Annotated in this window: 21 protein-coding genes, 1 tRNA gene and 1 other RNA gene; 15 read left to right on the top strand and 8 right to left on the bottom strand. The window is 63.3% G+C overall.

Features of this window, described 5'->3' with window-relative positions; translation table 11 throughout:
- Nucleotides 1-5: 5 nt before the first annotated feature.
- The 3 genes from C935_RS0109645 to hemN form a co-directional block, all read right to left on the bottom strand.
- Complete coding sequence (locus C935_RS0109645; RefSeq protein ID WP_018862294.1) at nucleotides 6-203, bottom strand: DUF2283 domain-containing protein; 198 nt, start codon at nucleotides 201-203, stop codon at nucleotides 6-8.
- Between the two features lie 280 nt (nucleotides 204-483).
- The gene (locus C935_RS0109640; protein ID WP_018862293.1) at nucleotides 484-705 is read right to left on the bottom strand and encodes a hypothetical protein; all 222 of its coding nucleotides are present in this window, start codon (nucleotides 703-705) and stop codon (nucleotides 484-486) included.
- Nucleotides 706-774: 69 nt separating this feature from the next.
- Nucleotides 775-2,160 carry an oxygen-independent coproporphyrinogen III oxidase gene (hemN, locus tag C935_RS0109635; protein ID WP_018862292.1) on the bottom strand — a complete coding sequence of 462 codons (1,386 nt, stop codon included), beginning with the start codon at nucleotides 2,158-2,160 and terminating at the stop codon, nucleotides 775-777.
- A 182-nt stretch (nucleotides 2,161-2,342) separates the two neighbouring features.
- On the opposite strand from hemN, the gene hpnD reads away from it, so the two are divergent.
- Genes hpnD through C935_RS0109620 form a run of 3 tightly spaced genes read left to right on the top strand, consistent with a single transcriptional unit; the run spans nucleotide 2,343 to nucleotide 5,354 of the window.
- Entirely contained in the window at nucleotides 2,343-3,200 is an 858-nt protein-coding gene (gene hpnD / locus C935_RS0109630) for a presqualene diphosphate synthase HpnD (RefSeq protein ID WP_018862291.1), read from the top strand.
- Nucleotides 3,201-3,213: 13 nt separating this feature from the next.
- Nucleotides 3,214-4,548 carry a hydroxysqualene dehydroxylase HpnE gene (gene hpnE, locus C935_RS0109625; RefSeq protein WP_018862290.1) on the top strand — a complete coding sequence of 445 codons (1,335 nt, stop codon included), beginning with the start codon at nucleotides 3,214-3,216 and terminating at the stop codon, nucleotides 4,546-4,548.
- On the top strand, nucleotides 4,545-5,354 hold the full coding sequence (locus C935_RS0109620; protein WP_018862289.1) for an SDR family NAD(P)-dependent oxidoreductase: 810 nt from the start codon (nucleotides 4,545-4,547) through the stop codon (nucleotides 5,352-5,354). The genes hpnE and C935_RS0109620 overlap by 4 nt, the downstream gene beginning before the upstream one ends.
- Before the next feature lie 346 nt (nucleotides 5,355-5,700).
- Here C935_RS0109620 and C935_RS0109615 read toward each other — a convergent pair whose 3' ends face one another.
- The 3 genes from C935_RS0109615 to C935_RS0109605 all read right to left on the bottom strand — a co-directional run bounded on the left by C935_RS0109615 (nucleotide 5,701) and on the right by C935_RS0109605 (nucleotide 10,207).
- The gene (locus tag C935_RS0109615) at nucleotides 5,701-7,977 is read right to left on the bottom strand and encodes a YgiQ family radical SAM protein (RefSeq protein WP_018862288.1); all 2,277 of its coding nucleotides are present in this window, start codon (nucleotides 7,975-7,977) and stop codon (nucleotides 5,701-5,703) included.
- 143 nt (nucleotides 7,978-8,120) lie between these two features.
- On the bottom strand, nucleotides 8,121-8,549 hold the full coding sequence (locus C935_RS0109610) for a hypothetical protein (protein ID WP_018862287.1): 429 nt from the start codon (nucleotides 8,547-8,549) through the stop codon (nucleotides 8,121-8,123).
- A gap of 101 nt (nucleotides 8,550-8,650) precedes the next feature.
- Nucleotides 8,651-10,207 (bottom strand): glutamate synthase-related protein, encoded by a 1,557-nt coding sequence (locus tag C935_RS0109605; protein WP_018862286.1) that lies wholly within the window; start codon nucleotides 10,205-10,207, stop codon nucleotides 8,651-8,653.
- A 130-nt stretch (nucleotides 10,208-10,337) separates the two neighbouring features.
- Between C935_RS0109605 and pdxH the strand changes: the two genes are divergently transcribed.
- The 11 genes from pdxH (at nucleotide 10,338) to C935_RS0109555 (ending at nucleotide 17,525) form a co-directional block, all read left to right on the top strand.
- The gene (gene pdxH, locus C935_RS0109600) at nucleotides 10,338-10,982 is read left to right on the top strand and encodes a pyridoxamine 5'-phosphate oxidase (RefSeq protein ID WP_018862285.1); all 645 of its coding nucleotides are present in this window, start codon (nucleotides 10,338-10,340) and stop codon (nucleotides 10,980-10,982) included.
- Between the two features lie 78 nt (nucleotides 10,983-11,060).
- A tRNA-Ser gene (locus C935_RS0109595) sits at nucleotides 11,061-11,150 on the top strand.
- Nucleotides 11,151-11,203: 53 nt separating this feature from the next.
- Nucleotides 11,204-11,334: non-coding RNA, RtT sRNA (locus C935_RS13110), on the top strand.
- 221 nt (nucleotides 11,335-11,555) lie between these two features.
- Entirely contained in the window at nucleotides 11,556-11,939 is a 384-nt protein-coding gene (locus C935_RS0109590) for a VOC family protein (RefSeq protein WP_018862284.1), read from the top strand.
- A gap of 12 nt (nucleotides 11,940-11,951) precedes the next feature.
- Nucleotides 11,952-12,308 (top strand): YciI family protein, encoded by a 357-nt coding sequence (locus C935_RS0109585; RefSeq protein ID WP_018862283.1) that lies wholly within the window; start codon nucleotides 11,952-11,954, stop codon nucleotides 12,306-12,308.
- A gap of 42 nt (nucleotides 12,309-12,350) precedes the next feature.
- Nucleotides 12,351-12,806 (top strand): SRPBCC family protein, encoded by a 456-nt coding sequence (locus tag C935_RS0109580; RefSeq protein ID WP_018862282.1) that lies wholly within the window; start codon nucleotides 12,351-12,353, stop codon nucleotides 12,804-12,806.
- The gene (locus C935_RS0109575) at nucleotides 12,796-13,395 is read left to right on the top strand and encodes an AAC(3)-I family aminoglycoside N-acetyltransferase (protein ID WP_026278751.1); all 600 of its coding nucleotides are present in this window, start codon (nucleotides 12,796-12,798) and stop codon (nucleotides 13,393-13,395) included. The genes C935_RS0109580 and C935_RS0109575 overlap by 11 nt, the downstream gene beginning before the upstream one ends.
- Nucleotides 13,392-14,309, top strand: a complete 918-nt coding sequence (locus C935_RS0109570) for a VOC family protein (RefSeq protein WP_026278750.1) — start codon at nucleotides 13,392-13,394, stop codon at nucleotides 14,307-14,309. The genes C935_RS0109575 and C935_RS0109570 overlap by 4 nt, the downstream gene beginning before the upstream one ends.
- A gap of 95 nt (nucleotides 14,310-14,404) precedes the next feature.
- Nucleotides 14,405-14,770: a DUF1428 domain-containing protein gene (locus tag C935_RS0109565; protein WP_012982914.1), complete on the top strand. Its 366-nt coding sequence runs from the start codon at nucleotides 14,405-14,407 to the stop codon at nucleotides 14,768-14,770.
- Entirely contained in the window at nucleotides 14,767-16,083 is a 1,317-nt protein-coding gene (locus C935_RS0109560) for an RNA polymerase sigma factor (protein WP_018862279.1), read from the top strand. The genes C935_RS0109565 and C935_RS0109560 overlap by 4 nt, the downstream gene beginning before the upstream one ends.
- Before the next feature lie 233 nt (nucleotides 16,084-16,316).
- Nucleotides 16,317-17,525: a site-specific integrase gene (locus C935_RS0109555; protein ID WP_018862278.1), complete on the top strand. Its 1,209-nt coding sequence runs from the start codon at nucleotides 16,317-16,319 to the stop codon at nucleotides 17,523-17,525.
- Nucleotides 17,526-17,659: 134 nt separating this feature from the next.
- Here C935_RS0109555 and C935_RS0109550 read toward each other — a convergent pair whose 3' ends face one another.
- The gene (locus tag C935_RS0109550; protein ID WP_018862277.1) at nucleotides 17,660-18,580 is read right to left on the bottom strand and encodes a replication-relaxation family protein; all 921 of its coding nucleotides are present in this window, start codon (nucleotides 18,578-18,580) and stop codon (nucleotides 17,660-17,662) included.
- A 753-nt stretch (nucleotides 18,581-19,333) separates the two neighbouring features.
- Here C935_RS0109550 and C935_RS0109545 point away from each other — a divergent pair.
- Nucleotides 19,334-23,866 carry a hypothetical protein gene (locus tag C935_RS0109545; protein WP_018862276.1) on the top strand — a complete coding sequence of 1,511 codons (4,533 nt, stop codon included), beginning with the start codon at nucleotides 19,334-19,336 and terminating at the stop codon, nucleotides 23,864-23,866.
- A 158-nt stretch (nucleotides 23,867-24,024) separates the two neighbouring features.
- Here the strand turns inward: C935_RS0109545 and C935_RS13305 are convergent, their stop codons facing one another.
- The gene (locus tag C935_RS13305; RefSeq protein WP_155996735.1) at nucleotides 24,025-24,579 is read right to left on the bottom strand and encodes a hypothetical protein; all 555 of its coding nucleotides are present in this window, start codon (nucleotides 24,577-24,579) and stop codon (nucleotides 24,025-24,027) included.
- Between the last annotated feature and the right edge of the window lie 39 nt (nucleotides 24,580-24,618).

Below are 24,618 nucleotides of genomic sequence, written 5' to 3'. Positions count from 1 at the left end.
CCCGTTCAGGCCGCTATACCCTCAACGGTCAAGTGCTGCAGGTCGGTACGCTCACTGGCATGTTCGAAGGTGATCGCGCAGACCTCGCCCTGGGCGTCCACATCCAGTGTCGTATTCTCGTCCAGGGAACGGGTCTCGGCCACGTTCTCGCCCCGGAATTCGATGTACAGCGTGTCGGTATCCGCGAAGTACTGGAGCTTCATGGCTTGAACCCTAGGGAAACACTGATCAATGTACACGCTCGCGCTCGAGTCGCTTTTGCGTGCGAACAAGGCGCGGTGACCGCCGTGCAGTCATTCTGCACAAGGGAACCGCAACGCCGTGCGCGCGCAAAAGCGGCCGAGCCCCTTCGGGGTTGGCACCCCAGGTTCCCCGATCCTGCGTTGCGGTCCTTGCCGGTAGAACCACTACCGGCTGCGCACCGCGCCTGGTCTCGGAAAACCTGGGGTACCAACGCGAGTGTGTACATTAATCAGTGTTTCCCTAGATCAAAAAGGCGTTGTGGACCGTCACACCGTCAGGAAGCAACACCACGCGAAGATAGCGGCCATCCGCTTCATCGATCCGGGCCCATCGGCGGATACGACCATCGCCTTGCACTTCTTCCCGGATGGGGTGATCGATCGCGGCCTCGATCCATGTGTCCTTGATGTTGCGGCGATCGGGCCGCACACGTACGGTCTCGAAGTAACGTGTTGTCTTCACCGGAACGTCCCTGTTGCCGGTTCATGAACCTCAAGCTTTCGCCAACGCTGTCGAAACGTCAACCACTGGTCAAACCACCTTGGAGTAACGCCGCTCTTCACGGTGCAAATAGGCGTCGAAGGCCATGGCGATGTTGCGCAGCAGGAGCCGGCCGCGTGGCTGGACCTCCAGGCAATCGCTGCCGATGGTGACCAGGCCGTCGGCCTCCATCTCGGCCAGGCGGTTCAGGGCATCGCCGAAGGTCTCCCGGAAGTCGATGCCGAATGCGTCCTCAATGCCGCCGAAATCGACTCTGGAGTGGCACATCAGCTCGCTGATCACAGAGCGCCGCAGACGGTCGTCCTCGCCCAGCTCCAGGCCGCGGAACACGGGCAGTTGGCCGGCTGCCAGCCGTTCCTGATAGGCATCGGCCTCGCGCAGGTTCTGGCTGTAGCTGTCCCCGATCTTGCCGATGGCGGTGGGCCCCAGCGCGACGAGGTCGTATTCGGCGCGCGTCGAGTAGCCCTGGAAGTTTCGCTGCAGCGTGCCCGCGCGCTGGGCGATCGCGAGTTCGTCATCGGGCAGCGCAAAGTGATCCATGCCGATGTACACGTACCCTGCGTCGGTCAGGCGCTGGATGGTCATCTCGAGGATCGCGAGCCGCTCCGTGGCCGGCGGAAGGTCGCCGTCGCGGATCTGGCGCTGCGTCTTGAACAGCTCCGGCAGGTGCGCGTAGTTGTAAACGGCCAGCCGCTCAGGGCGCAGTTCCAACACGCGGTCCAGTGTCGCCGAGAACGTGTCCACCGTCTGCAGGGGCAGTCCGTAGATCAGATCCAGGTTGGTGGAGACAAACCCGTGCTCGCGCGCCTGGCGTACCACCTGCTCGGTGACCTCGAACGGCTGGATGCGGTTGACGGCCTTCTGCACGGCAGGATCGACATCCTGCACCCCGACACTGATGCGGTTAAAGCCCAGCGACGCGAGAAGCGGCAGGGTACCGGGCCGCACGGCACGCGGATCGATCTCGATCGAGAATTCCCGCTCCGGACCGGTCTCCAGCGTGAAATGCCGGCCCAGGGTCTTCATGACGCGGGTCAGGTCTTCGTCGGACAGGTAGGTCGGTGTCCCGCCCCCGAAGTGCAACTGCCGCACCGGCCGGTCCCGATCGAACAACTCGCCCTGCAGGGTGATCTCCTGTTCCAGCGAGTCCAGATAGTTCGTCGCCCGCCGATAATTGCCGGTAATCACCTTGTTGCAGGCACAGTAGAAACACACCGTGTCGCAGAAGGGCACGTGGACATAGAGCGACAGCGGACGCCCCGCCCCTTCGGCATTCGTCTCTTGAGCCACCCGCACATAGGCCTGCGCGTCGAACCCCTCGTGGAACTGCGGCGCCGTGGGGTAGGACGTGTAGCGAGGGCCGCTCACGTCATAGCGACGCAACACCTCGGGATCGAATACCAGACGCTGTTCCATACGGCTCTCCGCATCGGGAGGGCGGGCCCCTTGCGCCACCCTGACACCCTCACCCTACGCGCCCTCCAGCTGGGCACGGTTGATGTATGTCAAACGTGGCTTCGATCACCGCCGCCATCCGCATCCCGGGCCCGCTGTGCTAGCCTTGCCATCCCAAGACGGTACCCCGATCCCGAGCGCGTATGTCCCCCGACGAATATTGCGAGGAGAAGGCCGCGAAGAGCGGCTCCAGCTTCTACTACGCATTCCGGTTCCTGGAGCCCGACCGGCGCCGTGCGATCACCGCGCTGTACGCCTTCTGCCGCGAGGTGGACGACATCGTCGACGAGGTCAGCGAGGAAAGCGTGGCGCGCACCAAGCTCCAGTGGTGGCGCGAGGAGATCGAGCGCCTGTTCGACCACCAGCCACGCCACCCGATCACCCAGGCCCTGCAGCCGCATCTGGCGCCGTTCGATCTCAGCCGCGAGTATTTCGACGAGATCATCGACGGCATGCAGATGGACCTCGACTACGACAGCTACCCGGATTTCACCACGCTGTCGCTGTACTGCTACCGCGCGGCCAGCGTGGTCGGGATCCTGTCCGCCCATATCTTCGGCTTCTCGGATCGGCGCACGCTGAAATACGCGCATGACCTGGGGATGGCCCTGCAGCTGACCAACATCCTGCGTGATGTCCATGAAGACGCGATGCGCGGCCGGGTCTACATCCCGATGGACGAACTGAAAAAGCACGGCGTAAAGCCCGAGGAATTTCAGGTCAATGTCACGGACGACCGCCATCGTGCCCTGTTCACCGAGCAGGCCGAACGGGCCCGCCGCTACTACCAGCGCGCGGAGGAGCACCTGCCCGCCGAGGACCGCTACGCCCAGCGCCCGGGCCTGATCATGGCCGCGATCTACCGCACCCTGCTCGACGAGATCCAGGACGACGGCTATCGCGTGCTGGAGCACCGCGTGCGGCTGACCCCGATCCGCAAGCTGTGGATCGCCTGGCGCACCGCGCGCCGCCTGAAGCGCGAATACCGCCGCGCGGGCTGACCCCGCCCGCCCCATGGCCGCCGTTCCCGCATCGCATCCGGTCGTCGTGCTCGGCGCCGGCTGGGCCGGCCTGACCGCCGCGCTGACCCTCGCCCGGGCCGGCATCGCGGTCCACCTGATCGAGGCCGCCGCAAACGCAGGCGGGCGCGCCCGCAGCCTGGACCGCGACGGTGCGGAACTGGACAACGGCCAGCACGTGCTGGTCGGCGCCTGTCACGCCACCCTGGAACAGCTGCGCTCGGTCGGCACCGACCCGGAGCGCACCTTCGTGGCCCTGCCGTTCGGTCTGCGCATGCATGCACCGGGCCGCCCTCACCCGGCCTTTGCCCTGGAGCCCCACTCGCCACGCCTGCCGACCCTCGCCAGTGCCCTGTGGCAAAGCCTTGCGGGCATCCCGCTGCACAGACGCCTCCCGGCCCTGCTGGGGGCGGCCTCGATCCTGCATCGGCCGCTGGAGGAGGACGTTGACGTACTCGAATGGCTGCAGGCGCGCCATCAGCCGGACACGCTGATCCGTCAGCTCTGGGAACCGCTGTGCCTCGCGGTCATGAACACGCCAATCCGCAGCGCCTCGGCGCAGATCTTCCAGAACGTGCTGCGCCTGGCCCTGAACCACGGGCCGGACGACGCCCGGCTACTTATCCCGACCCAACCGCTGGGATCGCTGTACCCGGAACCCGCCCTGCGCGAACTGCGCGAGCGCGGTGCCACGGTCGAGACCGGACGGCGCATTGCCGCCATCGAATCCGGGGGCGCCGAGGCCCGCTACCAGCTCCGTGACCGCAACCACCGCGTCACCCATGCCAACGCGGTGATCATCGCCACGTCGCCCAGCGCAGCCGCTCGACTCCTGCCCAAAGCCCCCGAGCTACAACCCCACCATCGGGCCCTGATGGCCATGGGCGAGCGCAGCATCTGCACGGTATACCTGCGCTACCCGGCCCCCCTCCTGGAACGCCCACCGCTACAGGGACTCCTCGACCAGCACGGACAATGGCTTATTCCCCGCCAGGTGGCCGGCGAGCCGAACTGGCTGGCCGTCGTAATCTCCACAGCGGACGACCTGCCGGCGATGACGGCAGAGGAGCGTTGGCGTCGGATCGCGGAAGAACTGGAACGAACCTTCCCCGAACTGGGAATGGCCCAGGCCGGTCGTGTGGTGTGCGAGAAACGCGCCACCATCGATGCCCGCGTCGATCTGGACGCATTGCGCCCGGTAGCCGGCACCCCCTGGCCCGGACTGTTCCTGGCTGGCGACTATGTGACGCCGGGCCTGCCTTCGACCCTCGAAGCCGCCGTGCGGTCTGGATTAGAATCAGCCCACAAGCTACTGGAGACCCTGCCTTGACCGATATCGACATCCCCGCCCTGCTGGACTATCGCCCGGAGCCGGGTGCCTTCAACGACCGCGTGATCCTGGTAACCGGCGCGGCCGCGGGCATCGGGCGTGCGATCGCGCAGGCCTGCGCGGCGGCGGGCGCGATCGTCGTGCTGCTGGACAAGGACATCAAGGGGCTGGAGAAGACCTACGACCTGATCGAGCAGGAAGGCCACCCGCAGCCGGCCATCTATCCGCTCAACCTGGAGGGTGCCACGGTCAAGGACTACGGCGACCTGGCCGAGAACATCCGCGACTCCCTCGGGCGCCTGGACGGGCTGGTGCTGCACGCCGGCTGGGCCGGGACGCTGACGCCACTGAAGGGATACGACCCCGAGCTGTGGTTCAAGGTCATCAACACAAACCTGCACGGCCCGTTCTTCCTCGCCCAGGCGGTACTGCCACTGCTGGAGGCCAGCCCGCACGGCAGCCTGGTCGTCTCCACCCAGGACTGCCGCAAGGCCTTCTGGGGCGCCTTCGGCATGGCCAAGGCCGCGCAGGACGCGCTGATCGACATCCTCGCGCGCGAGCACCGCAACGAAAAGCACTTCATCCATGTGAACGGCATCGACACCGGCCCCGTGCGCTCGCGCTTCCGCGCCAGCCACTACCCCGCCGAAAACGCCGAGAAGCTGCCACGCCCGGAAGACGTCGTCGGCCCCTACCTCTACCTGCTCGACACCACCGATCCGGAACACACCGGCCTGCACCTGTCCCTGGAGGGCCATGTGCCCGAACCGGCACCCCGCCCGCACCGCCAGCCCCAGGAGGGCTAACCGCCGCCCCCCGTAGGAGGCCAGCCCCCTGGCCGATTGGATGCCGGACAGACCCCATCGGCCAGGGGGCTGGCCTCCTACAAGACATTTTCTCTCCCGACGCCCCAACAACCGTGCAGCGGCTATCCGGGATGCCGGGGAGGCAGAGCAACACGATGACCAGGACCGCGGGTCATGGCGGCAGGATGGCAAGGGTCGACACCCCCAACGGCCAGAATAAGGGCATTCCCCGACCCGGCCCTACGCGCCCCTGTAGGAGGCCAGCCCTCTGGCCGATCGGGTGTCGGACATGCTCCATCGGCCAGAGGGCTGGCCTCCTACGCAATTCGAGCAGCGGAGATGGAGTCTACGGGCGCTGCGGTCGGCGCTTGCCGGGGCGGGATTTGGCCCGGGGCGGGCCCTTCTTCGGGCCGGGGCCTGCCGGGCGGGCGGCGGTCTCCACGCCCTTGTGCTGGGTCTGGAAGGTCTGGCCGCGTTTTTTCAGGGCCTTGCCGCCGCGGGTCACACGGCCGCCGGTGGCGGGCCGAGCCCCGCCCGTACCCTGGCCGGTGCCGGCCGGCTGCCAGGTGGGGATCAGGTGATGCTTGCCATTGCCGATCAGATCCGCGCGACCCATGCGCTTGAGCGCATCGCGCAACAGGGGCCAGTTGTTCGGATCATGATAGCGCAGGAACGCCTTGTGCAGGCGCCGCGCCCGTGCGCCGCGCGCGACCGGCACCCGGTCCCCCGCTTTGCGCTTGATGCCCCGTAGCGGATCACGCCCGGAGTGCCACATCGCGGTCGCGAGCGCCATCGGGCTTGGCAGAAAGGCCTGCACCTGATCGGCGCGGAAGTTGTGCCGCTTGAGCCACAGCGCAAGGTTCAGCATGTCCTCGTCGGACGTACCCGGGTGCGCGGCGATGAAATACGGGATCAGGTACTGCTCCTTGCCCGCCTGCTTCGAGTATTTCTCGAACATCGCCTTGAAGCGGTCGTAGGCACCCATGCCCGGCTTCATCATGCGAGAAAGCGGTCCAGATTCCGTATGTTCCGGCGCAATCTTCAGGTAGCCTCCCACATGGTGGGTAACCAGCTCCTTCACATACTCCGGTGACTCCACGGCCAGGTCGTAGCGCAGGCCCGACGCGATCAGGATCTTCTTGATCCCGGGCAGCGCCCGCGCCTTGCGGTAGAGGTTCACCAGCGGCGTGTGATCGGTATCGAGGTTCTTGCAGATGCCGGGATAGACACAGGACAGCCGGCGGCAGCTGCGCTCGATCTCCGGGTCCTTGCAGGCCAGACGGTACATGTTCGCGGTCGGCCCGCCGAGATCGGAGACCACGCCGGTAAAGCCGTCGACCTTGTCGCGGATTTCCTCGATCTCCTTGAGCACGCTCTCCTCGGAGCGACTCTGGATGATGCGACCCTCGTGCTCGGTGATCGAGCAGAACGTACAGCCGCCGAAACAGCCGCGCATGATGTTCACCGAGAAGCGGATCATCTCCCAGGCCGGGATGCGCGCATCGCCATAGGAGGGATGCGGCGCGCGGGCATACGGCAGGTCGAATACCGCATCCATCTCCGCGGTGGTCAGGGGGATCGGCGGCGGGTTCAGCCACACCTCCTTGTCGCCATGGCGCTGCACGATGGCGCGGGCATTGCCCGGGTTGGTCTCCAGATGCAGCACGCGGGAGGCATGGGCGTACAGCACGGAGTCGCCTTTGACCTGTTCAAAGGCCGGGATGCGGATGACGGTCAGGTCTCGCGGCGTACCACGCGGGATGTCGCGGTGGAAGCGAACGACCTGAGCGCCGCCCTCCTCGGTGGCACTCTTCGGTTCCTGCTTCGTTTCGGCGTCGGCACAGGTCGACGGCGAGACCATCGCGTAGGGGTCCGGGTTGGCATCCACCGGCCCCGGGGTATCGACTTCGCTGGAGTCCAGCTCCACATAACCGCCCGGCACCGCATCGCGCAGGAACGCGGTACCCCGCAGGTCGGTGATCTCCCGCGGGTGCTCGCCGGCGGCCACACGATGGGCCAGTTCGACCAGGGCGCGCTCGGCATTGCCGAACAGCAGGATGTCGGCGCGCGAGTCCAGCAGCACCGAACGGCGAACCTTGTCCTGCCAGTAGTCGTAGTGGGCGATGCGGCGCAGGCTCGCCTCGATGCCGCCGGCGACCACCGGCACGTCCTTGTACGCCTCGCGGGCGCGCTGGGCGTAGACAATCACCGCCCGGTCCGGCCGGTGGCCGTGCACATCCCCGGGGGTATAGGCGTCGTTGGAGCGGATCTTTCGGTCAGCCGTGTAGTGGTTGACCATCGAGTCCATATTGCCGGCGGTGACGCCGAAGAACAGATTGGGGCGACCCAGCGCGCGGAACGGCTCGGCAGAGGTCCAGTCCGGCTGCGCGATGATGCCGACGCGAAAGCCCTGTGCCTCCAGCAGCCGCCCGATGATCGCCATGCCGAAACTCGGGTGATCCACATAGGCGTCCCCCGTGACCAGCACGATGTCGCAGCTGTCCCAGCCGAGGTCGTCCATCTCCTCGCGGGTGGTCGGCAGAAACGGGGCGGTGCCGAAGCGCTTGGCCCAATAGGGCTTGCGCGCAAACAGCGAAGGCGGGAAATCGGGGACAGCAGACATGGGCTCGGGCTCCCGGCGCGGGACCGGTGAATTCAAACCCGCGCATTACACGCCGGAATTGACGCCAGATCAAACGGCCCCGGCGCCTGCGGGGCCGAAATTTCGCTTGACGCGACCGACTTCAATACAGCCTTGTGAACAGGTCAACGCCCCTCGCTGGCTATGGTACCGGCCCAGTGCAACTGGGAGAACAGATCCACCGTCGGAGCGGTCGCCGCGCGCCAGCGCATCTCCAGCTCATCGCGCCACTCGGGGTCGGTATCCCGAGCCGCCTCGATCAGGGAATTCACCCAGCAGTCATTCAGTGCAGGCTCCACCGGCACACGGCCATTGGCACCATGAACCATGGCCATCGTATGTACCGGGGCCCGTCCGTCGCTGCGACGCTCGGCAAAGTCCAGTGCCGCCAACACCGATTCGTTGAGGATGTGCTCCTGACGCGCGGGCCCGCTGTCGCCAAACACTTCGGGGATCCGCGGGTCCGACGCCATCAACAACAGTCGGAAGTGGCGCAGGAAGGCATCGGTTCGTGTGCAGCGATCATGGCTCGCACGGACATCGGGAAATAGCATGCGGGACTCCGCTAAAGGGTCCCGCAATGCTACGTAGCCGCACGATTACCCGCGATAACCCATGCTAACGCGGCTCGCCGCGCCGACCTGCACGCACCCAGTCAGGACTTCGGGTACACCCCGGCGTACTGAATGCCCGCCAGTTGCGCCAGTTCGCGGTCGAACGTCGTCAGGTCGTTCGGGCCGAAGTCCTCCAGGCGGCTGTGGCCGCAGGCCCGCGACAGCACACACATCAACTCGGTCGAGGCCCGCAGGAAGCGGCCCAGCCGCTCCCCACCCTCCTGGGCATCGAGCCGCGCGCGCAGCTTCGGGTCCTGTGTCGCCACGCCCGTCGGGCAGCGGTTCGTGTGGCAGATCCGCGCACCCACACAGCCCACCGCCTGGATCGCGGCATTCGCCAGCGCAATGCCGTCCGCCCCCAGCGCCAGGGCCTTCACGAAGTCTGCGGGTGTACGCAGCCCACCCGTCACCAGCAACGTGACCCGGCCACTGGCGCCATTGGCATCCAGGAAGCGCCGCGCACGGCCCAGCGCCGGGATCGTGGGCACACTGATGTGATCGCGCAGCAGCGCGGGCGAGGCGCCGGTCCCCCCACCGCGACCGTCCAGGATCACGTAGTCCGCCCCCGCCTCCAGGGCAAAGGCCAGATCCGCCTCGATATGGTTGGCCGACAGCTTGAAGCCGACGGGAATGCCCCCGGTCTTTTCCCGTACCTCGGCCGCAAATCGACGATAATCCGAGGGCGTCTCGAACCCGTCCAGGCTCGGCGGAGAGAGCGCATCCTGTCCCGCGTCGATCCCGCGCACCCGAGCGATCTCGTCACTCACCTTCGCCCCCGGCAGCACACCGCCGACGCCCGTTTTGGCCGCCTGACCGGCCTTGAAGTGGAAGGCCTGCACCTGTTCCAGCACCTCTTCGGAATAGCCAAACCGTGCCGGGCCCAATTCGAACAGATAGCGCGAGTTCTCCGCTTGTTCGGCGTCGAGCATCCCACCCTCGCCGGAGCAGATCCCCGTGCCGGCCTGCTCCGCGCCGCGCGCCAGCGCAATCTTCGCCTCGCGCGACAACGCGCCAAAGCTCATATCCGACACCAGCATCGGGATATCCAGTTGCAGCGGCCGCTTGGCCTCCGGCCCAATCACCAGGCCCGTCTCGACCGGCGCGCCGTCCGGCAGCGGCCGGCTCGCCAGCTGCGCCACCAGCAGTTGCAGGTCGTCCCAGATCGGGAGCCGGCTGCGCGGAACGCCCATCGCCACCGTCGGCCCGTAGTGGCCCACCTCGTCCAGCCCCGAACGGGCCATGCGATGGATCAACTCGACATGCGGCTCCGTCTCGGTATTGCTCGGGTCCGGCGCCTCGTTACCTTCATCCTGGTCCGATTCGCCCTTTGACTCCGGCTCGGTGCCAATATCGTCCTCGTCGAACTGCTGGTGCGTGCCGTCGCAATACGGAAGATCACCCGACTGCTTGCACTGGCAAAGAAACGCCTCGCCGTCTTCCTTGGGAGTAAAGGCGATGGGCTCAAGCCCCGTACCCTCGTGCGAGCCGTCACAGAACGGCTGGTCCTTTGATCGCCCGCAGCGGCAGAAGTAGTACTCCTCCCCCTTCTTGAGCTCGACACCCTTGGGTTCTACCGCCGCGATCTTCGCTCCAGCCATCTTCCGCTCCTTGCTGTTAGGTACACACGGGAATGTGCAATGTCCCTGTGACAAAAAAGGCACTGCAAATTTCCCGTGCCGTCCGAGACAGCTGCCATTATCATGGTTGTAAACGCCACCGGGAGACCCGATGAGCCCCACCGACCACCGCCACACCCGCCGCGACTACACCCAGGGCGAACTCCACCGCCGCGACCTGCTCGACAATCCGCTGACCCTGCTCGACCGCTGGCTGAAAGACGCGCACGAAGCCGGAAACCCGGACCCCACCGCGATGATCCTCGCCACCGCCGACGCCGACGGCCAGCCGTCCGCGCGAACCGTTCTGCTCAAACACGTGGAAGGCGATGACCTCTGCTGGTACACCGACTCCCGCAGCCGCAAGGGCCAGGACCTCACCGAGAACCCGCGCGCCGCACTCCTGTTCTACTGGCCCGAGACCGAGCGCCAGATTCGCGTCGAAGGCAGCGTAACCGCCCTGCCCGCCGAGGCCGCGGATGACTACTTCGCCCAGCGCCCGCGCGCCAGCCAGCTGGCCGCAGCCGCGTCGATCCAGAGCCAGCCCATCGGCACGCGCGCCGAACTCGAGGCCCGCGTTCACGCACTGGAGAAGCAATACCCGGAAGGCGCGATCCCGCGGGACCCCGCCTGGATCGGCTACCGCCTGCAACCCGAACTGTTCGAATTCTGGCAGGGCCGGGCGGGCCGCCTGCACGACCGCTTCCAGTACCACCGGACGGACGATGGCTGGAAGGTCACCCGCCTGATGCCCTGACGCGCTACCGCTGCGGCCTCCGAATCTGCTAGGATTCGCTCCGCCGTCGCGGCTCGACCCCGCGCGGTGATCCAATTCGGAGAGGTGCCGGAGTGGTCGAACGGGGCGGTCTCGAAAACCGTTGTACTCTCGCGAGTACCGAGGGTTCGAATCCCTCCCTCTCCGCCAGATTTTCGCAAAGGGGCCCGTTTGGCCCCTTTCGCACGTCTGGCCCCTGAGGTATCGGGATTCGAACCCGAGGAATAGAGAATGGTGGTTCGACGAGTGACGCGCAGCGGCACCCGAACGTCGCCGCAGGCGACGGCCCGCAGGGCGAGGCGCGCCGCGCCGAGTAATCCCTCCCTCTCCGCCAGATTCAAGCAAAGGGGCCCAAGTGGCCCCTTTCGCACGTCTGGCCCCTCGTAATCCGTCCGCCGTACAGCCGCTCGCAGTCCCGATCGATCGCAGCCCCCTCCAGACCCTTTCGACTAGTTTCACCAACCATGTCGATTTTCCCGATTGCCGTTCGTCTACAGTTCAAAGGGCCCGCTGAACCGCGCCCGTTTGTTTGATCCCGCCAGAGGAGATACCACCATGGCCGCCAATCCCGTCGTCTGGTTCGAGATTCCCACCGAGGATATCGGCCGTGCCCGTGCGTTCTACGAAGCCGTCCTGGACATGTCGCTCACACAAGCCGATACCAGCGCATTCGCCCCCAGCACGGAGATCTGGATGTTTCCGATGGAGGAGGACCGGCCGGGGTGTGCTGGCGCGCTGGTACAGGGTCCCGACAACCCGGTCGGTTCCGGCGGCTGCATGGTCTATTTCGGCTGCGACGACTGCGGGATCGAGGCGGAACGCGTCGCGACCGCCGGTGGTTCGATCGAAAGCCCCAAGGAGTCGATTGGCGACTACGGATTCTGCGTCATCGCACGCGATCCGGACGGCAATCGATTCGGTCTCCACTCAATGCGTTAGGGGATACCCACGATGAACTTTCTGTTGCTCATCCTCGAAGATCACGGCGACCGCGATGCCCGCAGCGATGCCGAGGGGCAGGCGCTTTACGCGGAAATGCTCGCTTTTGGCGCCGAACTCGACGCGCGTGGCCAGTTGCTTGCCAGCGAATCCCTGCGACCCGACCGCCACGGCGTCCGCATCCGATCCGACGAAGGAAAAACCCGTTTCATCGACGGCCCGTTCATCGAGTCACGCGAGATGATCGGCGGATTCTTCCTGATCGACTGCGCCGACCGCGAAGAAGCGGTGGAATGGGCCACACGCTGCCCCGCCGCGCGATTTGCAACGGTCGAGGTACGCGAATGCGCCCCCTGCCACCAACGCTGACGGCATCACGCCCCTTCTCCCACCTATCGGAGGCCATCAGCCATGTCCATTGACCGCAATGTTCACCTGCACCGCGTCCTGCGCGCGCCGCCGGAGCGCGTCTATCGCGCATTCTTGGAACCCGACGCTATTACCAAATGGAATGCACCGTACGGCTTTACCGCACGCGTCCACGAGATGGATGCTCGCGTAGGCGGCGGCTACCGGATGAGTTTCGTCAACTTTGCTACGGGGACTCATCACGAGTTTAGTGGCGAGTACCGCGAACTGGAGCCGGGCCGTCGAATTGTCGTCAGCGACCGCTTCGACGATCCCTCGCTCGGCGGCGAGATGACGCTCACCGTAACGCTGGATCCAGTCTCCTGCGGCACCGCACTGGATATGCTTCAGGAAGGTCTGCCGGAGGCAATACCACCGGAGCTCTGTGTCCTCGGCTGGCAGGAATCGCTGACCCTGCTCGCCTACCTGGTCGAACCCGAGATCCCCGATGGCGGCTGACCCAGCACCCCCGCAGAAGGAGCGGTCCTTGCTCAAGATCCGGCGCCTTGGTCCGGCGGATCGGACAGCCGCGCATGCCCTGCTCGACCTGTTTACAGCCGTGTTTGGGGAGCCGGGCACCTACTCGGGTGCGCGTCCCTCCGACGACTACCTCAAGCGCCTGCTGGCAAGAGAAACGTTCATCGCCCTGATCGCCGAAACGGAAGGCCACGTCGTCGGCGGGCTGGTCGCTTATGTCCTGGACAAACTCGAACAGGCCCGCAGCGAGGTCTACATCTATGATCTCGCCGTGGCCGACGACTTCCGCCGACGCGGCATTGCCACAGCCCTGATCCGCCACACCCAGGCCATCGCCGCCGAGCTGGGTGCCTGGGTGGTATTTGTCCAGGCCGACCGAACCGACAATGCCGCCATAGCGCTCTACAGCGGCCTGGGCCAGCGCGAGGACGTGCTCCACTTCGACTTGCCCCTGAACAATCCGCGCAATGCACCCCCATCGCACTCCGGCACCGACTTGGGGAACACCGAGGTTCCCCACACCGGGGCCTTCGCGATCAAGCGCTCCGAAACAGGAGACGAGACGCCATGAGCCATTTATCCCAAATCATTGTTCCCCACCTCATGTTCGACAACGAGGCCCGGGAGGCGGCGGACTCTTATTGCTCGATCTTTCCCGACTCGAGCATCACACACCTGACCACGCTACATGATACACCGGGGGGCGACTGCGACGTCGTGTCGTTCGCTCTATGGGGTCATGCGTTCATGGCGATCAACGCGGGCTCGATGTCCCGATTCAACCCGTCGATCTCGTTCATGGTCAATTTCGACCCCTCGCGTGATCCCGACGCCAGAGCACGGATCGACGAGATCTGGGCGAAGCTTGCCGACGGCGGCCAGGTACTCATGCCACTGGACCGCTATCCATTCAGCGAGCGCTACGGCTGGATTCAGGACCGGTTCGGGCTGTCATGGCAGCTGATCCTGACCGATCCGCGAGGGGAAGAACGCCCGCCGATCATTCCGTCGCTACTGTTTGTCGGAAATGTCTGCGGCAAGGCGGAAGAGGCATCCGATTTCTACCTGTCGAAGTTTCGCCATTCGCAGCGCGGGCAGCTCGTCCGCTACCCCAGCGACATGGAACCCGACCGCGAAGGAACGGTGATGTTCACCGACTTCATGTTGGAAGGCCAATGGTTCGCCGCTATGGACAGCGCGCAGGAGCACGATTTCGCCTTCAACGATGCCATATCATTCGTCGTGAACTGCGCCGACCAGCAGGAGATCGACCAGCGCTGGGAATCCCTGTCGGCCTTCCCGGAGGCCGAGCAATGCGGCTGGCTCAAGGACCCATACGGGATCTCCTGGCATATCGTCCCCGAACAGCTGTCCCACATGCTGAAAGATCCCGATCCGGACAAGCTCAGCCGGGTCACCCAGTGCATCCTCAAGATGAAGAAAGTCGATCTCGCTGCCCTGCAAGGTGCATACGATGATCGCTAACCCAGACCAGAAAACGGCCCCCTACCGCACGACCGGGGCCCGGCTCGCTCGGGTACCCGCCCTTATCCCGTCCGATTCTCCAAAGGAGCCAGACCATGAACTACGTTGACGGCTATGTAATACCGATTCCACGAGACCGGATCGAGGACTACCGCCAGCAGGCGGACCTCGCCGCACAAATCTGGCGCGAGCACGGCGCACTGGAAGTCATCGAGTGCGTGGCTGATGACGTCGCGCCGGGCGAGGTGACGTCGTTCCCGCGCAGCGTCCAGGCCCGCGATAACGAAACGGTGGTGTTTTCGTGGATCCGCTTCGAATCGCGCGAGCATCGGGATCGCGTCAATGCCGACGTCATGGCGGACCCTCGCCTGCCTTGTCCGGACAAAACACCGGACCAAGACCCACCGTTCGACCTGCAGCGCATGTTCTGGGGCGGCTTCGAGGTACTGGTGGAACGGTGAGCGGCCGCGACCAGTCCGGTGCACATCCGGCACCTGGGGAGCAGGATACCCAGCGCCGCATCGAGTCCATCTGGCGTCTGGATGCGAGCCGTATCGTCGCATCCCTGGCGCGCTGGAGCGGCAACTACGCCCTCGCCGAGGACGTGGCACAGGATGCCCTGATCGCCGCCCTCAGACACTGGCCCACCCAGGGAATCCCGGAAAACCCGACCGCGTGGCTGCTTCATACGGCGCGCAACCGCGCGGTCGACCACCTGCGACGCGAACATCGGGGCGATGCCCTGGTCGCCGATTACGGCCGTGAAATCGCATGCAGCCACCTGGGGGCATCGACGCCCCAATGGAGCGACGATGTCCGTCACGACACGCTCGCCCTGCTGTTCATCGCCTGCCACCCAATCCTCTCCCCCGACACTCGCTGCGCACTTGCCCTGCGCACCCTCGCCGGGCTCGACAACACCGCCCTCGCCCGTGCCTTCCTGGTCTCCGAGACCACCATCGCGCAGCGCATCGTCCGCGGCAAACGCAAACTCGCCCAAGCCAACGTCCGGTTCGAAACGCCATCGGCGACCGAATGCCGGGAACGCCTGGGATCCGTGCACGAAGTGATCTACCGGCTGTTCACCGAGGGGCATGTAGCCAGCCAGGGCGATGCCTGGACGCACGGCGAGTTCTGTCATGAGGCACTGCGTATGGCCCGCGTGCTCGCACAGGCCATCCCCGAGGACATCGAGACCCAGGCACTGCTCGGCCTGATCGAACTGCATGGTGCGCGCCTGGCCGCGCGCATGGATGCGCAAGGCAACCCAGTTCTGCTCAAGAACCAGGATCGCGGCGCGTGGGATCGCGGCGGCATCCGCCGCGGCCTGATCGCCCTGTCCCGCGCCAACAGGCTCGCCCGAGATCAGAACGCCGGGCCGAGCCCATTTCGCCTTCAAGCCGCCATCGCCGCCTGCCATGCGACAGCGCCCAGCTTTTCCGACACCGACTGGCCACAGATCGCGGGTCACTACGCAACGTTGTTCGCGACCACGGGATCGCCAGCCGCACGCATCCATCAGGCCCAGGCCGCCGCCCAGTTCGACGACCCTGCGCAGGTACTGGCTGCGCTCGACGCCGACATTGATGCCCAGGCGCTATTCAGCTACGTGCCTCTGCACGCCGTACGCGGGGATCTGTTGGAGCGCTGCGGCGAACGCGAGGCCGCGGCAGCGGCGTTCCGGCGGGCTGCCGCGCATTCCGGAAATGAAGCGGAGAAACGCCTGCTGCTTGACCGCGCGCACGCAGCCGCACCCCCAACAAAAAAGGGTTAGGCCCGCATGGACCTAACCCTTTGATAATGCTGGTGGGCGGTACTAGGTTCGAACTAGTGACCCCTGCCGTGTGAAGGCGTTCCGAATCCGCACGCCAAGGCACCCTCGAACCCATCGGAACACTGTATCTCGCTGTTTTAATTATACTTAAACATTTTTTCCAGGGTACCTCCGTGCTCATGGAGTATACTGAGGGATAACTCCACTGCACCCCTATTGCACCCCGAGCAACCATGAAAAAGAAGATCACGAAGTCCCTCCTTAATACCTTCTCCTCTGAATCGGAAGTCGATATCTATGACACCGACCTGCCTGGATTCATCCTGCGCTTTCGACCTAACGGCCGTCACTCCTATCGAGCGCAGTATGCTCGCGGCCGTGCGATCACCATCGGCTCTTCAGCACACCTGACACCAGCTCAAGCACGAGAGGAAGCCACTCGGATCCTCAGCGAGGCCGCATTGGGGAAGGATCCACGAAGCAAGAAACTCCGATCGGACGTTATGACTTTCGGTCACTTCATCCGAGAAACATATGGACCGTGGCTCGTGGCACGCAACCGTACCGGCCAGGCCACCGTCAAGCGATTGAGTTCGGTTTTCGGCACGCTATGGGACAGGCAGCTTTCCTCGATCTCGATTCACGACATCGAGAAAATCAGAGAGCAACGACTTCGGGAAGGCAAAAAAGCGAGCACGATCAACCGTGAGCTCAACGACCTCAAAGCCGCTCTACGACGCGCTGAAGAGTGGCAATACCTAGAGCATTACCCGATCCCGACACTGAAAGCCCTCCGCACCGACAACAACCGTGAACCGCGTTACCTGGGTGAGGCCGAGGAGAAACGCCTTCGGCTCGCTCTCGAAGAACGTGATGAGCTAGCCCGCCGGAAGAGATCCTCAATGAATCTATGGCGACGGGAACGGCGAAAGCCGGAGAAAACCGAAATTTCTCCGAATCGCCCCCCAGACCATCTCACCCCCCTGGTGCTCCTTGCGTTGAATACAGGACTCCGGCGCGGCGAGCTCTTACAGCTCCGATGGAACAATGTCGACCTTGACCGGAACATCCTGACGGTCGATGGGGCAAATGCGAAGTCCGCTATGACCAGACACGTCCCGCTCAATGCGGAGGCTTCTCGAGTGTTCTCTTCGTGGGCAGGAAGAGGTAAGCCGTCTCCGTATGTATTCCCCGGAAGCGACGGACAACCTATGAAAGACCTCAAGTCGTCGTGGAAACGCCTGAAGAATCGAGCCGGATTGCCAGACATCCGGTTCCACGATTTACGGCATACATTCGCTTCAAAGTTGGTCATGCATGCGGTAGACCTTAATACAGTCCGCGAGCTCCTTGGTCATTCCGACATCAAGCAAACCCTTCGCTACGCCCACCTGGCACCCAAGCAGAAGGCCGCCGCTGTCCAGCTACTTGATACGGCCTAACCAACTCCATTCAAACCTCGGAGGCACGTCTGGCTGGCGCCTCCTGATCTCAGGTGGTGATGAATAACAGAGCGCAAGGGCACAGGAAGCCAGAATCCACACGCAAATAAGCCCCGGACAAGCCGGGGCAGTGATCAACAGTAGCTATAGAATAAGGTCGCGGCATCATCAAAACGGAGGTAGCGCCTCTCCCACCACATGACTCCTACCGAGCGAAAATAGGCAATGAGATGGTCCGGTATGTCATACCCAGCCTGGAGATTGTAGTGCTTCGAAAAACGCGTGATGTGCCGCCGTGCCTCGAGCTCATCGCTCACCAGAAAAACGATCGAAGAAATTGCATCGCCAGCAAGCATCGGACCCGGCCTCCGCTCGAGTTTGGGCTTCGTGATCATTTCAACGGTATGGATGAGCCTTCGGTACTCTCGCCGCTTCTTCCACGCCCGTTCGACTTCGACCCACGTCCAACCATCAGAGGTTTTGAACATCAGGTCTGGCACCTTCCCCGGCAGGATGTCGCGACGCCCAGCCGGGTTCCGTCCTGCCTGGATCTCGCGCTCTGTAAGAACGGGGTGGCGTTGGGAGAGCTCACACGCCGTGTCATTCGCCAGCTTCCGGTGGCGCCACAAACGACTCTTGATGAAGCTCGCATCGTCGTTTGTCCGCCTCACCTCACGCCCGAGGTGAAGGCTCAGTTCGGAAGCCCCGGCCTGACGCATCACATACACTGGATCGCCGTCTGGAAGTCGCTTCATCGAGACCATCCTTCGGTCCTGAAGCCGTTTCAAAACACGCTGTACGGACCGGCGAGAAAGCCGACTCATCATCGAGAGTTGCCAGCTCGTCGAATGCCCGAGGCGCTCAATCGCATGCAGCAACAGCAACTCGTTGTGCGTGCCCGTCACGCGACCGTCGGGTGCCTTTTCTTGGCTCGGCCCAACCTGCTGGCGCCCGCCCGTTTCGGGTGAGTAAAGGACCGATTCCGCCTGTAGATGCGACTCTTTGGGTGACGGAACCGGCGCGTTATCGAAGAGGATCTCATTAGGCACTTTCATTGGGAGTGCTCCTGTTTTGGCTTACACCCCCATGTGCGCGGCCCTGTGACACCCCTACGCTTGCTGCCACCGGTCACACCCCTTCGCGCGTGACACAACTTCGAACGCCCATTCGGGCGCTCTGCGCGGCGCTGGCTGAACGCCATCGCCTTGCCACTACGGGCCTCGCTGGACGCAAGGCCCTGCGCACCCCGCCGCTGAACGCGACGGGCCTTGCCCCGCCCCCGCCTCCGCTTTGCTCCCGGCGGGAAACCTCAAATCTCGCCCCGCGCAGCGGGACGACTCCGGTCATCACTCGCCCGGTGGCTCATTCGACTCTTTGAGGTTTCCCGCCGACCACAAGGTCGCCGGGGGCGGCCAGGACCACCCCTTGTCGCTGGGGCGACAAGGGGTTCCTAGTCGCCGGGGGCGCCGACTAGGCCCTTCTCGGCACGTCTGTTCGCCTCGGGGCTCACAGACTTTTCGGCGCGTGGGCGCGCCTACAGCCTCACGGGCTCTGCCGCTGGGGCGGCTGCGCGATTAAAGCCTGGCTGGGGCCAGTCATTAATCTTCCCATCACCACGGCGTAGACGCCGTTTGGTTCCCCACCTTCGCCTCGGTGCCTGACGTACGATCAGGAAGCAGACGTTGAGCGAGGTGCGCCTGCCGCGTTAGCCACCCAACGAGTGATGCAAGAACACATGCCGTGTTGCTTGGCAGCAATACCCCGTGCGCCTAGGATGTTGGCGCCTAACCAGCAACCGGAATGCCCTGATGGCTTTGCCCGACATACAATTCGAGCAGATCCGAGAACACGAGGGTTCTCGCGACCGAGCCTTCGAGGAACTATGTTGCCAACTCGCGGCCCTGGACCCTCGGCCCGACGACTCGGTCTTCTACCGCAAAGGTCGGGGGCGAGACGCCGGGCTAGAATGCTTCTTCCGCCGACCGGACGGCACCGAGTGCGGATGGCAGGCAAAGTATTTCTGGAAGATGGACGCCAACCTCACACGCTCCCTCAGCGACTCTCTTGATTCAGCGCTTCAGCGGCATCCATACCTCACCACCTTCATCGTCTGCATCCCATTTGATCTTTCGAATCCTGGTGGCTCAGAAGATCCCGGCGCCATCGGAAAGTGGAGAACCTGGAAAGAAAAACGGGAGGCTCAGGCGCAAGCCGAGGGGCGCACCCTCGTGATCGACTTATGGTCGGCAAGCACCATCAAGGAACGCCTGACGCGGAGTGGCGCACTCGGCACCGGTCGCATCCTGTTCTGGTTCAACAAGCAACTGCTTTCATCTGACTGGTGCAAGGCGAAGCTGATAACGGCACTAGCGGACTTGGGGAACCGCTACACGGCAGAGAGCCATGTCGACCTACCCATCCGCCGTGCCCTTCTCGGGCTCAGTCGCGATCCGGCCCTGTGGCGGGAACGCCAGACGTGGACCAAGGGGTTCCAACGATTCGCCACCGGTGCTGTCCGCACCTGCACCAAACTTGAGCCGGACGCGGAGGCTCCACTGCCCTGCGATCTGAGCGGTGCAATTGAGGAATTACAAACCGCTCTTGAGGCCCGGCCGCCCGAGCCTTGTGAAACCTCCCCTATCCCTGAGTGGAAGCGTCGGCTGGCCAAAGCCAAGGACGCTGTCGCGCAGACTTTCCGTTGGTGGATGGATCACGGGTGCACGGCCGGCGGCGATGAGGAGACGCAGAACAAAGCCCGGTATTGGCTCTCCGAGCTTGAAAACCGGCTAGAAACAATCGCGGAGGCACTGAACGATCCCCTGTGGCAGCACGTGGATGATCGAGCCGTCGTCATCACAGGTGAAGGCGGCGTCGGCAAGTCCCACCTCTTGGCCGACGTCGCACAATACCAGATCGATAAGGGCCGGCCCGCTGTCCTATTGCTCGGCCAGCACTTCACCGATGGCGATCCGTGGCCCCAGATTATTGGGGGACTCGATCTCCCGACCGGGACAACGACAGACGACTTCCTAGGTGCCCTTGATGCGGCAGCGGAAGGGGCCGGTGTCCGGGGGTTGCTCATCATCGACGCCTTGAACGAAAAGCACGGGCTAGACTTGTGGCCGGACCGCTTGGCTGGGCTCCTCCACAAGGTCCAGGGTTACCCGCATCTTGCGGTAGTCCTGTCGTGCCGGACGACATTCTTGTCCCGCGTTCTTCCAGACACACTGGACGAAGACAGGCTCCCCCGCCTGGAACATCCTGGATTCAGGCCCGAGGACGCCCGGGCGTACCTGAAAGCGCGCGGGTTCGTCCTGCCAGGCACCCCGGTGCCCGCCCCAGAGTTTTCCAACCCCCTCTTCCTGCGGACCTGCTGCGACACGTTGGAACGGGATGGCGTCCAGGAATTCCCGAAGGGCCTGCATGGCGCCACCAATATCTTCAAGTTCTATTTGGAGGCGGTCAGCCGACAGGTGGATGGGCGCCTCGGGCTCTCAACTCACAGGAGGGTCGTGCAAAAGGCGGTCGATGCCTTGGCCAAGAGAATGGCAGACAGACTGAGCGACTATCTGCCAATGGAGGAGACCCTCACGAGTCTGGACCACATCCAGACAACAAACGGCGGCCTTCGCGGCGAGCTTTTGGAAGAACTGACTAGCGAAGGCCTGCTGTCGGCCGAAGTCCAAGGCGACAACGCCGACAATGACCACGTCGTTCGCTTCACCTTCCAACGCTTCAGCGACCACATGATCGCTGCCTCACTACTGGACAGGTATGTTGAGGGCGATGACCCTACGGCGGCTTTTTCCGAAGGCGGCCCCTTGCATGCCTATCTCGCAGGGGAGCCATCCTGGCGCATGGCGGGCGTTGTGGAAGCGCTCGCGGTTCAGTTGCCCGAGCGCTATGGACGGGAAATCATGGACTTCGCTCCAGACGCGCACATGTGGCCACTATCGCATGCCTTCGAGGAAAGCCTCCTCTGGCGAGACCAACGCACATTCACGCGCCGGACCCTCGACCTTGTCCAGGAGATTTTTGGGCTTGGCGGGACGATGGATATCCTCCTGCGCATCGCCACTGAGCCTGACAACGAGTTCAACGCCGACTTCCTTGACGAAAAGCTCCAAAGCTTGCCGATGCCGGAGCGGGATGCATTCTGGTCTATTCCCGTGGCCGAACACGCTAGGGACGACGAAGCGGCCTACTGGACTTTGGTCGACTGGGTCTGGACCGGTGGTTTTGGGCAGATAGAGGACCGGCGGGCCGAACTAGCCAGCGTGGCGCTGACTTGGTTCCTCACGACATCCCACCGCCCCCTTCGGGACAGAGCGACCAAGGCCCTGGCAACCCTCTTCGCGCCGCGCGGGTGGCTGATGCACCGACTGCTGGAGCGATTCTGGGCGGTCGATGACGACTACCTTCGGGAACGCCTTCTTGCCGCGATCTATGGAGGCACCTTACAGGGATTCCTGAACCGTGAGGAGCTTGAGGGCCTCACGACGGAGGTATACATGCGCCTGTTTGCCGATGGCGCGCCTCCGCCCAACACGTTGCTCCGCGATCATGGTCGATGGCTCGTGGAGTATGCGCTTTCACAAGGCGGCTGCCCCGAGAGCGTGGACATCGCCAAGGTACGGCCACCCTACCAAAGCCCCTGGCCCCTGGAGATTGTCCCCGATGACATCATCGAGGGATACACTGCCACCTATCCCAGCGGCGCGACCCTCACAGATGACATTGTCAGGTCTACCGTTAAGGACGGCGACTTCGCGCGCTACATCATCGACCCCTACATCTCGCACTGGAGCGCAGCCCCGATTGGCGTGAAACGCCTCCCGTCACCGCAGGATATTGCCAAGGAATGGAAATCTGATTTCGATTGCTTCGCGAATGTGGACACCCAGGAACGCTATTCGGACGTTTTGAAGTGCAGAAAGGCGCTAGACAATCTCTCACGCCGGGACAAGACTCCCGAACGTGAAGCCTACGACTTGGCTCTGAAGCGGTTCCAGGAGGCGCTGTCCTCCGAACAATGGGAGGACTATCGCACCCGAGCTGGCGAATGGTGGGCCGACGGCATGTTCAATGGCTCGGCGAGCCGAGAACTCGCCATTTTCAACCTGTCTTGGGCGCGTCGCTGGGTCTGCATGCGAGCACACGACCTTGGCTGGTCGGAGGAGCTCCACAATGATTTCGATTCGGGGAGGCTGCCGAGCCGCGACCGAAGGTCCAATGCCATTGAACGAATCGGCAAAAAGTACCAATGGATGGCACTCTACGAACTCGGCGCCCGCCTGGCCGACAACCGCGCTTTCATCGGTGACCGCTGGGGGGCGAAGGAACCCGCGCCGTACGACGGGGAGTGTTTCGGCACGCTCCGGGATCTAGACCCGTCTCTCCTGATCAGGCGGTCGTATGACGACGGCTGGACGACCTTTCCGGAGCCGACATGGTGGGCACCCATCCTGCCACGGCTTGAGTCGACAACGACCGAAGAACGATTTATCTGGATGTATGGCGATGATGGCTTCATCGACGACAGCCAGTGCCTCGACCTCACCGATCCCGACGACCGCCGCTGGTTAACCCTGCAAAATTTTCTGTCAGTCCGCGAGTGGTCGTCTGGAGGGGACAGCCTTCAACGGGAAACATCGTCCCGTATTTCCTGCTTCGTTGTACCTCGCGACGACCTACCGGCTGCGTTGGAAGCGCTCAAGCACCAATCCCTTATCGACCCTCGCGCGGTTCCTTCCCTCGACGTGTCAGGGCACCAGACATATTTCGGCGAATACCCATGGCATCCCGTTCTGGAAGATCTTCCCGATTGGTTTGAAACAGAGACCTATCCCGCCCTGCCCTACCCCACGCGAGCAACGGCAGGCACCTACACCTGTGCGCAGGGTGACTTTGACTATTCACTCGACAACACGATTCGAGTCGCCATCCCCGCTCCTTGGCTTTGCGACCACATGGGGCTTCACCTCTCTGACGGCAAAGCCGCGACGTACGTCGACGATGGTGGATTCGTGCGATTCTGGGATCCCTCTCTTTCGGAGAAAGGACCCCATGCCGGCCTCGTGGATCGAGCCGCTTTCCTGTCCGTTCTTGCGGACCAGAACCTCGCTGCCGTCTGGGTAATCGCTGGAGAAAAAGGCGTCTACGGCGGTTCTATGGGATCAATGACATTCGGCGGTAGGACCGTTTTCACCACCCTCTACACCCTAGAAGACGGAGTTTGGAAGCAACAGCATTACCGGACCCTTGAAGCGCCGACCCGCGAACAAGTCGAACCCATGTTTCAGGACGGAGTCCCCGACTGGATCCAGCTCAGATTAGCGTAGAACCGTCCTTCACAGCCACACCGCTCACCCCATATTTTGGGTCAATCGTCTACTTTCGCCAGCTCAAACATCCCTCTAGAACACTCGCCACCTCGAGCCGCAAACGCAGAGCTCAGCCGCTGAGGCGCATCTGCGCCGATGTCGGCTGAAGCGAAATGTTACACTTCATATTTTTCCATTAACTCAAGCATAGAATCGGATAATTCACGGCGAGTGATCCAAACGTTCTCCCCTACATGCCAAACCGTTCCGTAATCAGTGTTTATTCCAGGAAATGCGAACTGCCGATCAGTATCCTTGTACCTTCTAGCTGCCTCCAATTTTGCCAAGGGCATGCGAATACGTTCGAACTTCCTTTTTAGTTGCTGAAGACTTTTCCTAGTTTCGTCTTCGCTGCTGCGATTTTCTCGGGCTCTCTGATCAAGGGTGCGAACAACCTCATACGCTCCCAACACCCACAAATAGGACATGGTTATTTGCTCGTTCAAGTCTCCCGCCGGGCTGCTAGAACGTTTGTTTCCCAGTATATATTCATCTTCCTTTATCAGCTTCGAATCGAGTACGCCTAGACTTTGAATTGTCATCATCACCCATGGATCCGAGCTCATTAACTTAAATGCTGCGTCGGCCCATTTTTGGTGACGTTCATGGTCACACCCATGTTGATATTCAAGCCTCTTTGCGAGCTGCATTGGATCTAAACCATCAAGCATCACTTAGCCTTCACGTATAACGCGCCGCTGACCGGCGCG

This window comes from Thioalkalivibrio sp. ALJ3, from assembly GCF_000377205.1.
GTDB lineage: Bacteria > Pseudomonadota > Gammaproteobacteria > Ectothiorhodospirales > Ectothiorhodospiraceae > Thioalkalivibrio.
The sequence above is the reverse complement of the archived record's forward strand: the minus strand, read 5'-3'. Positions and strand labels throughout refer to the sequence as shown.

Bases quoted from the DNA above. Each gene is read 5' to 3' on its own strand.
- C935_RS0109615 (WP_018862288.1), bottom strand. From the start codon at position 7,977: ATGTCTGCTGTCCCCGATTTCCCGCCTTCGCTGTTTGCGCGCAAGCCC.
- hpnD (WP_018862291.1), top strand. From the start codon at position 2,343: ATGTCCCCCGACGAATATTGCGAGGAGAAGGCCGCGAAGAGCGGCTCC.
- C935_RS0109565 (WP_012982914.1), top strand. From the start codon at position 14,405: ATGAACTACGTTGACGGCTATGTAATACCGATTCCACGAGACCGGATC.
- hemN (WP_018862292.1), bottom strand. From the start codon at position 2,160: ATGGAACAGCGTCTGGTATTCGATCCCGAGGTGTTGCGTCGCTATGAC.
- C935_RS0109580 (WP_018862282.1), top strand. From the start codon at position 12,351: ATGTCCATTGACCGCAATGTTCACCTGCACCGCGTCCTGCGCGCGCCG.
- C935_RS0109550 (WP_018862277.1), bottom strand. From the start codon at position 18,580: ATGAAAGTGCCTAATGAGATCCTCTTCGATAACGCGCCGGTTCCGTCA.
- hpnE (WP_018862290.1), top strand. From the start codon at position 3,214: ATGGCCGCCGTTCCCGCATCGCATCCGGTCGTCGTGCTCGGCGCCGGC.
- C935_RS0109555 (WP_018862278.1), top strand. From the start codon at position 16,317: ATGAAAAAGAAGATCACGAAGTCCCTCCTTAATACCTTCTCCTCTGAA.
- C935_RS13305 (WP_155996735.1), bottom strand. From the start codon at position 24,579: ATGCTTGATGGTTTAGATCCAATGCAGCTCGCAAAGAGGCTTGAATAT.
- C935_RS0109645 (WP_018862294.1), bottom strand. From the start codon at position 203: ATGAAGCTCCAGTACTTCGCGGATACCGACACGCTGTACATCGAATTC.
- pdxH (WP_018862285.1), top strand. From the start codon at position 10,338: ATGAGCCCCACCGACCACCGCCACACCCGCCGCGACTACACCCAGGGC.
- C935_RS0109610 (WP_018862287.1), bottom strand. From the start codon at position 8,549: ATGCTATTTCCCGATGTCCGTGCGAGCCATGATCGCTGCACACGAACC.
- C935_RS0109545 (WP_018862276.1), top strand. From the start codon at position 19,334: ATGGCTTTGCCCGACATACAATTCGAGCAGATCCGAGAACACGAGGGT.
- C935_RS0109590 (WP_018862284.1), top strand. From the start codon at position 11,556: ATGGCCGCCAATCCCGTCGTCTGGTTCGAGATTCCCACCGAGGATATC.
- C935_RS0109570 (WP_026278750.1), top strand. From the start codon at position 13,392: ATGAGCCATTTATCCCAAATCATTGTTCCCCACCTCATGTTCGACAAC.
- C935_RS0109605 (WP_018862286.1), bottom strand. From the start codon at position 10,207: ATGGCTGGAGCGAAGATCGCGGCGGTAGAACCCAAGGGTGTCGAGCTC.
- C935_RS0109575 (WP_026278751.1), top strand. From the start codon at position 12,796: ATGGCGGCTGACCCAGCACCCCCGCAGAAGGAGCGGTCCTTGCTCAAG.
- C935_RS0109585 (WP_018862283.1), top strand. From the start codon at position 11,952: ATGAACTTTCTGTTGCTCATCCTCGAAGATCACGGCGACCGCGATGCC.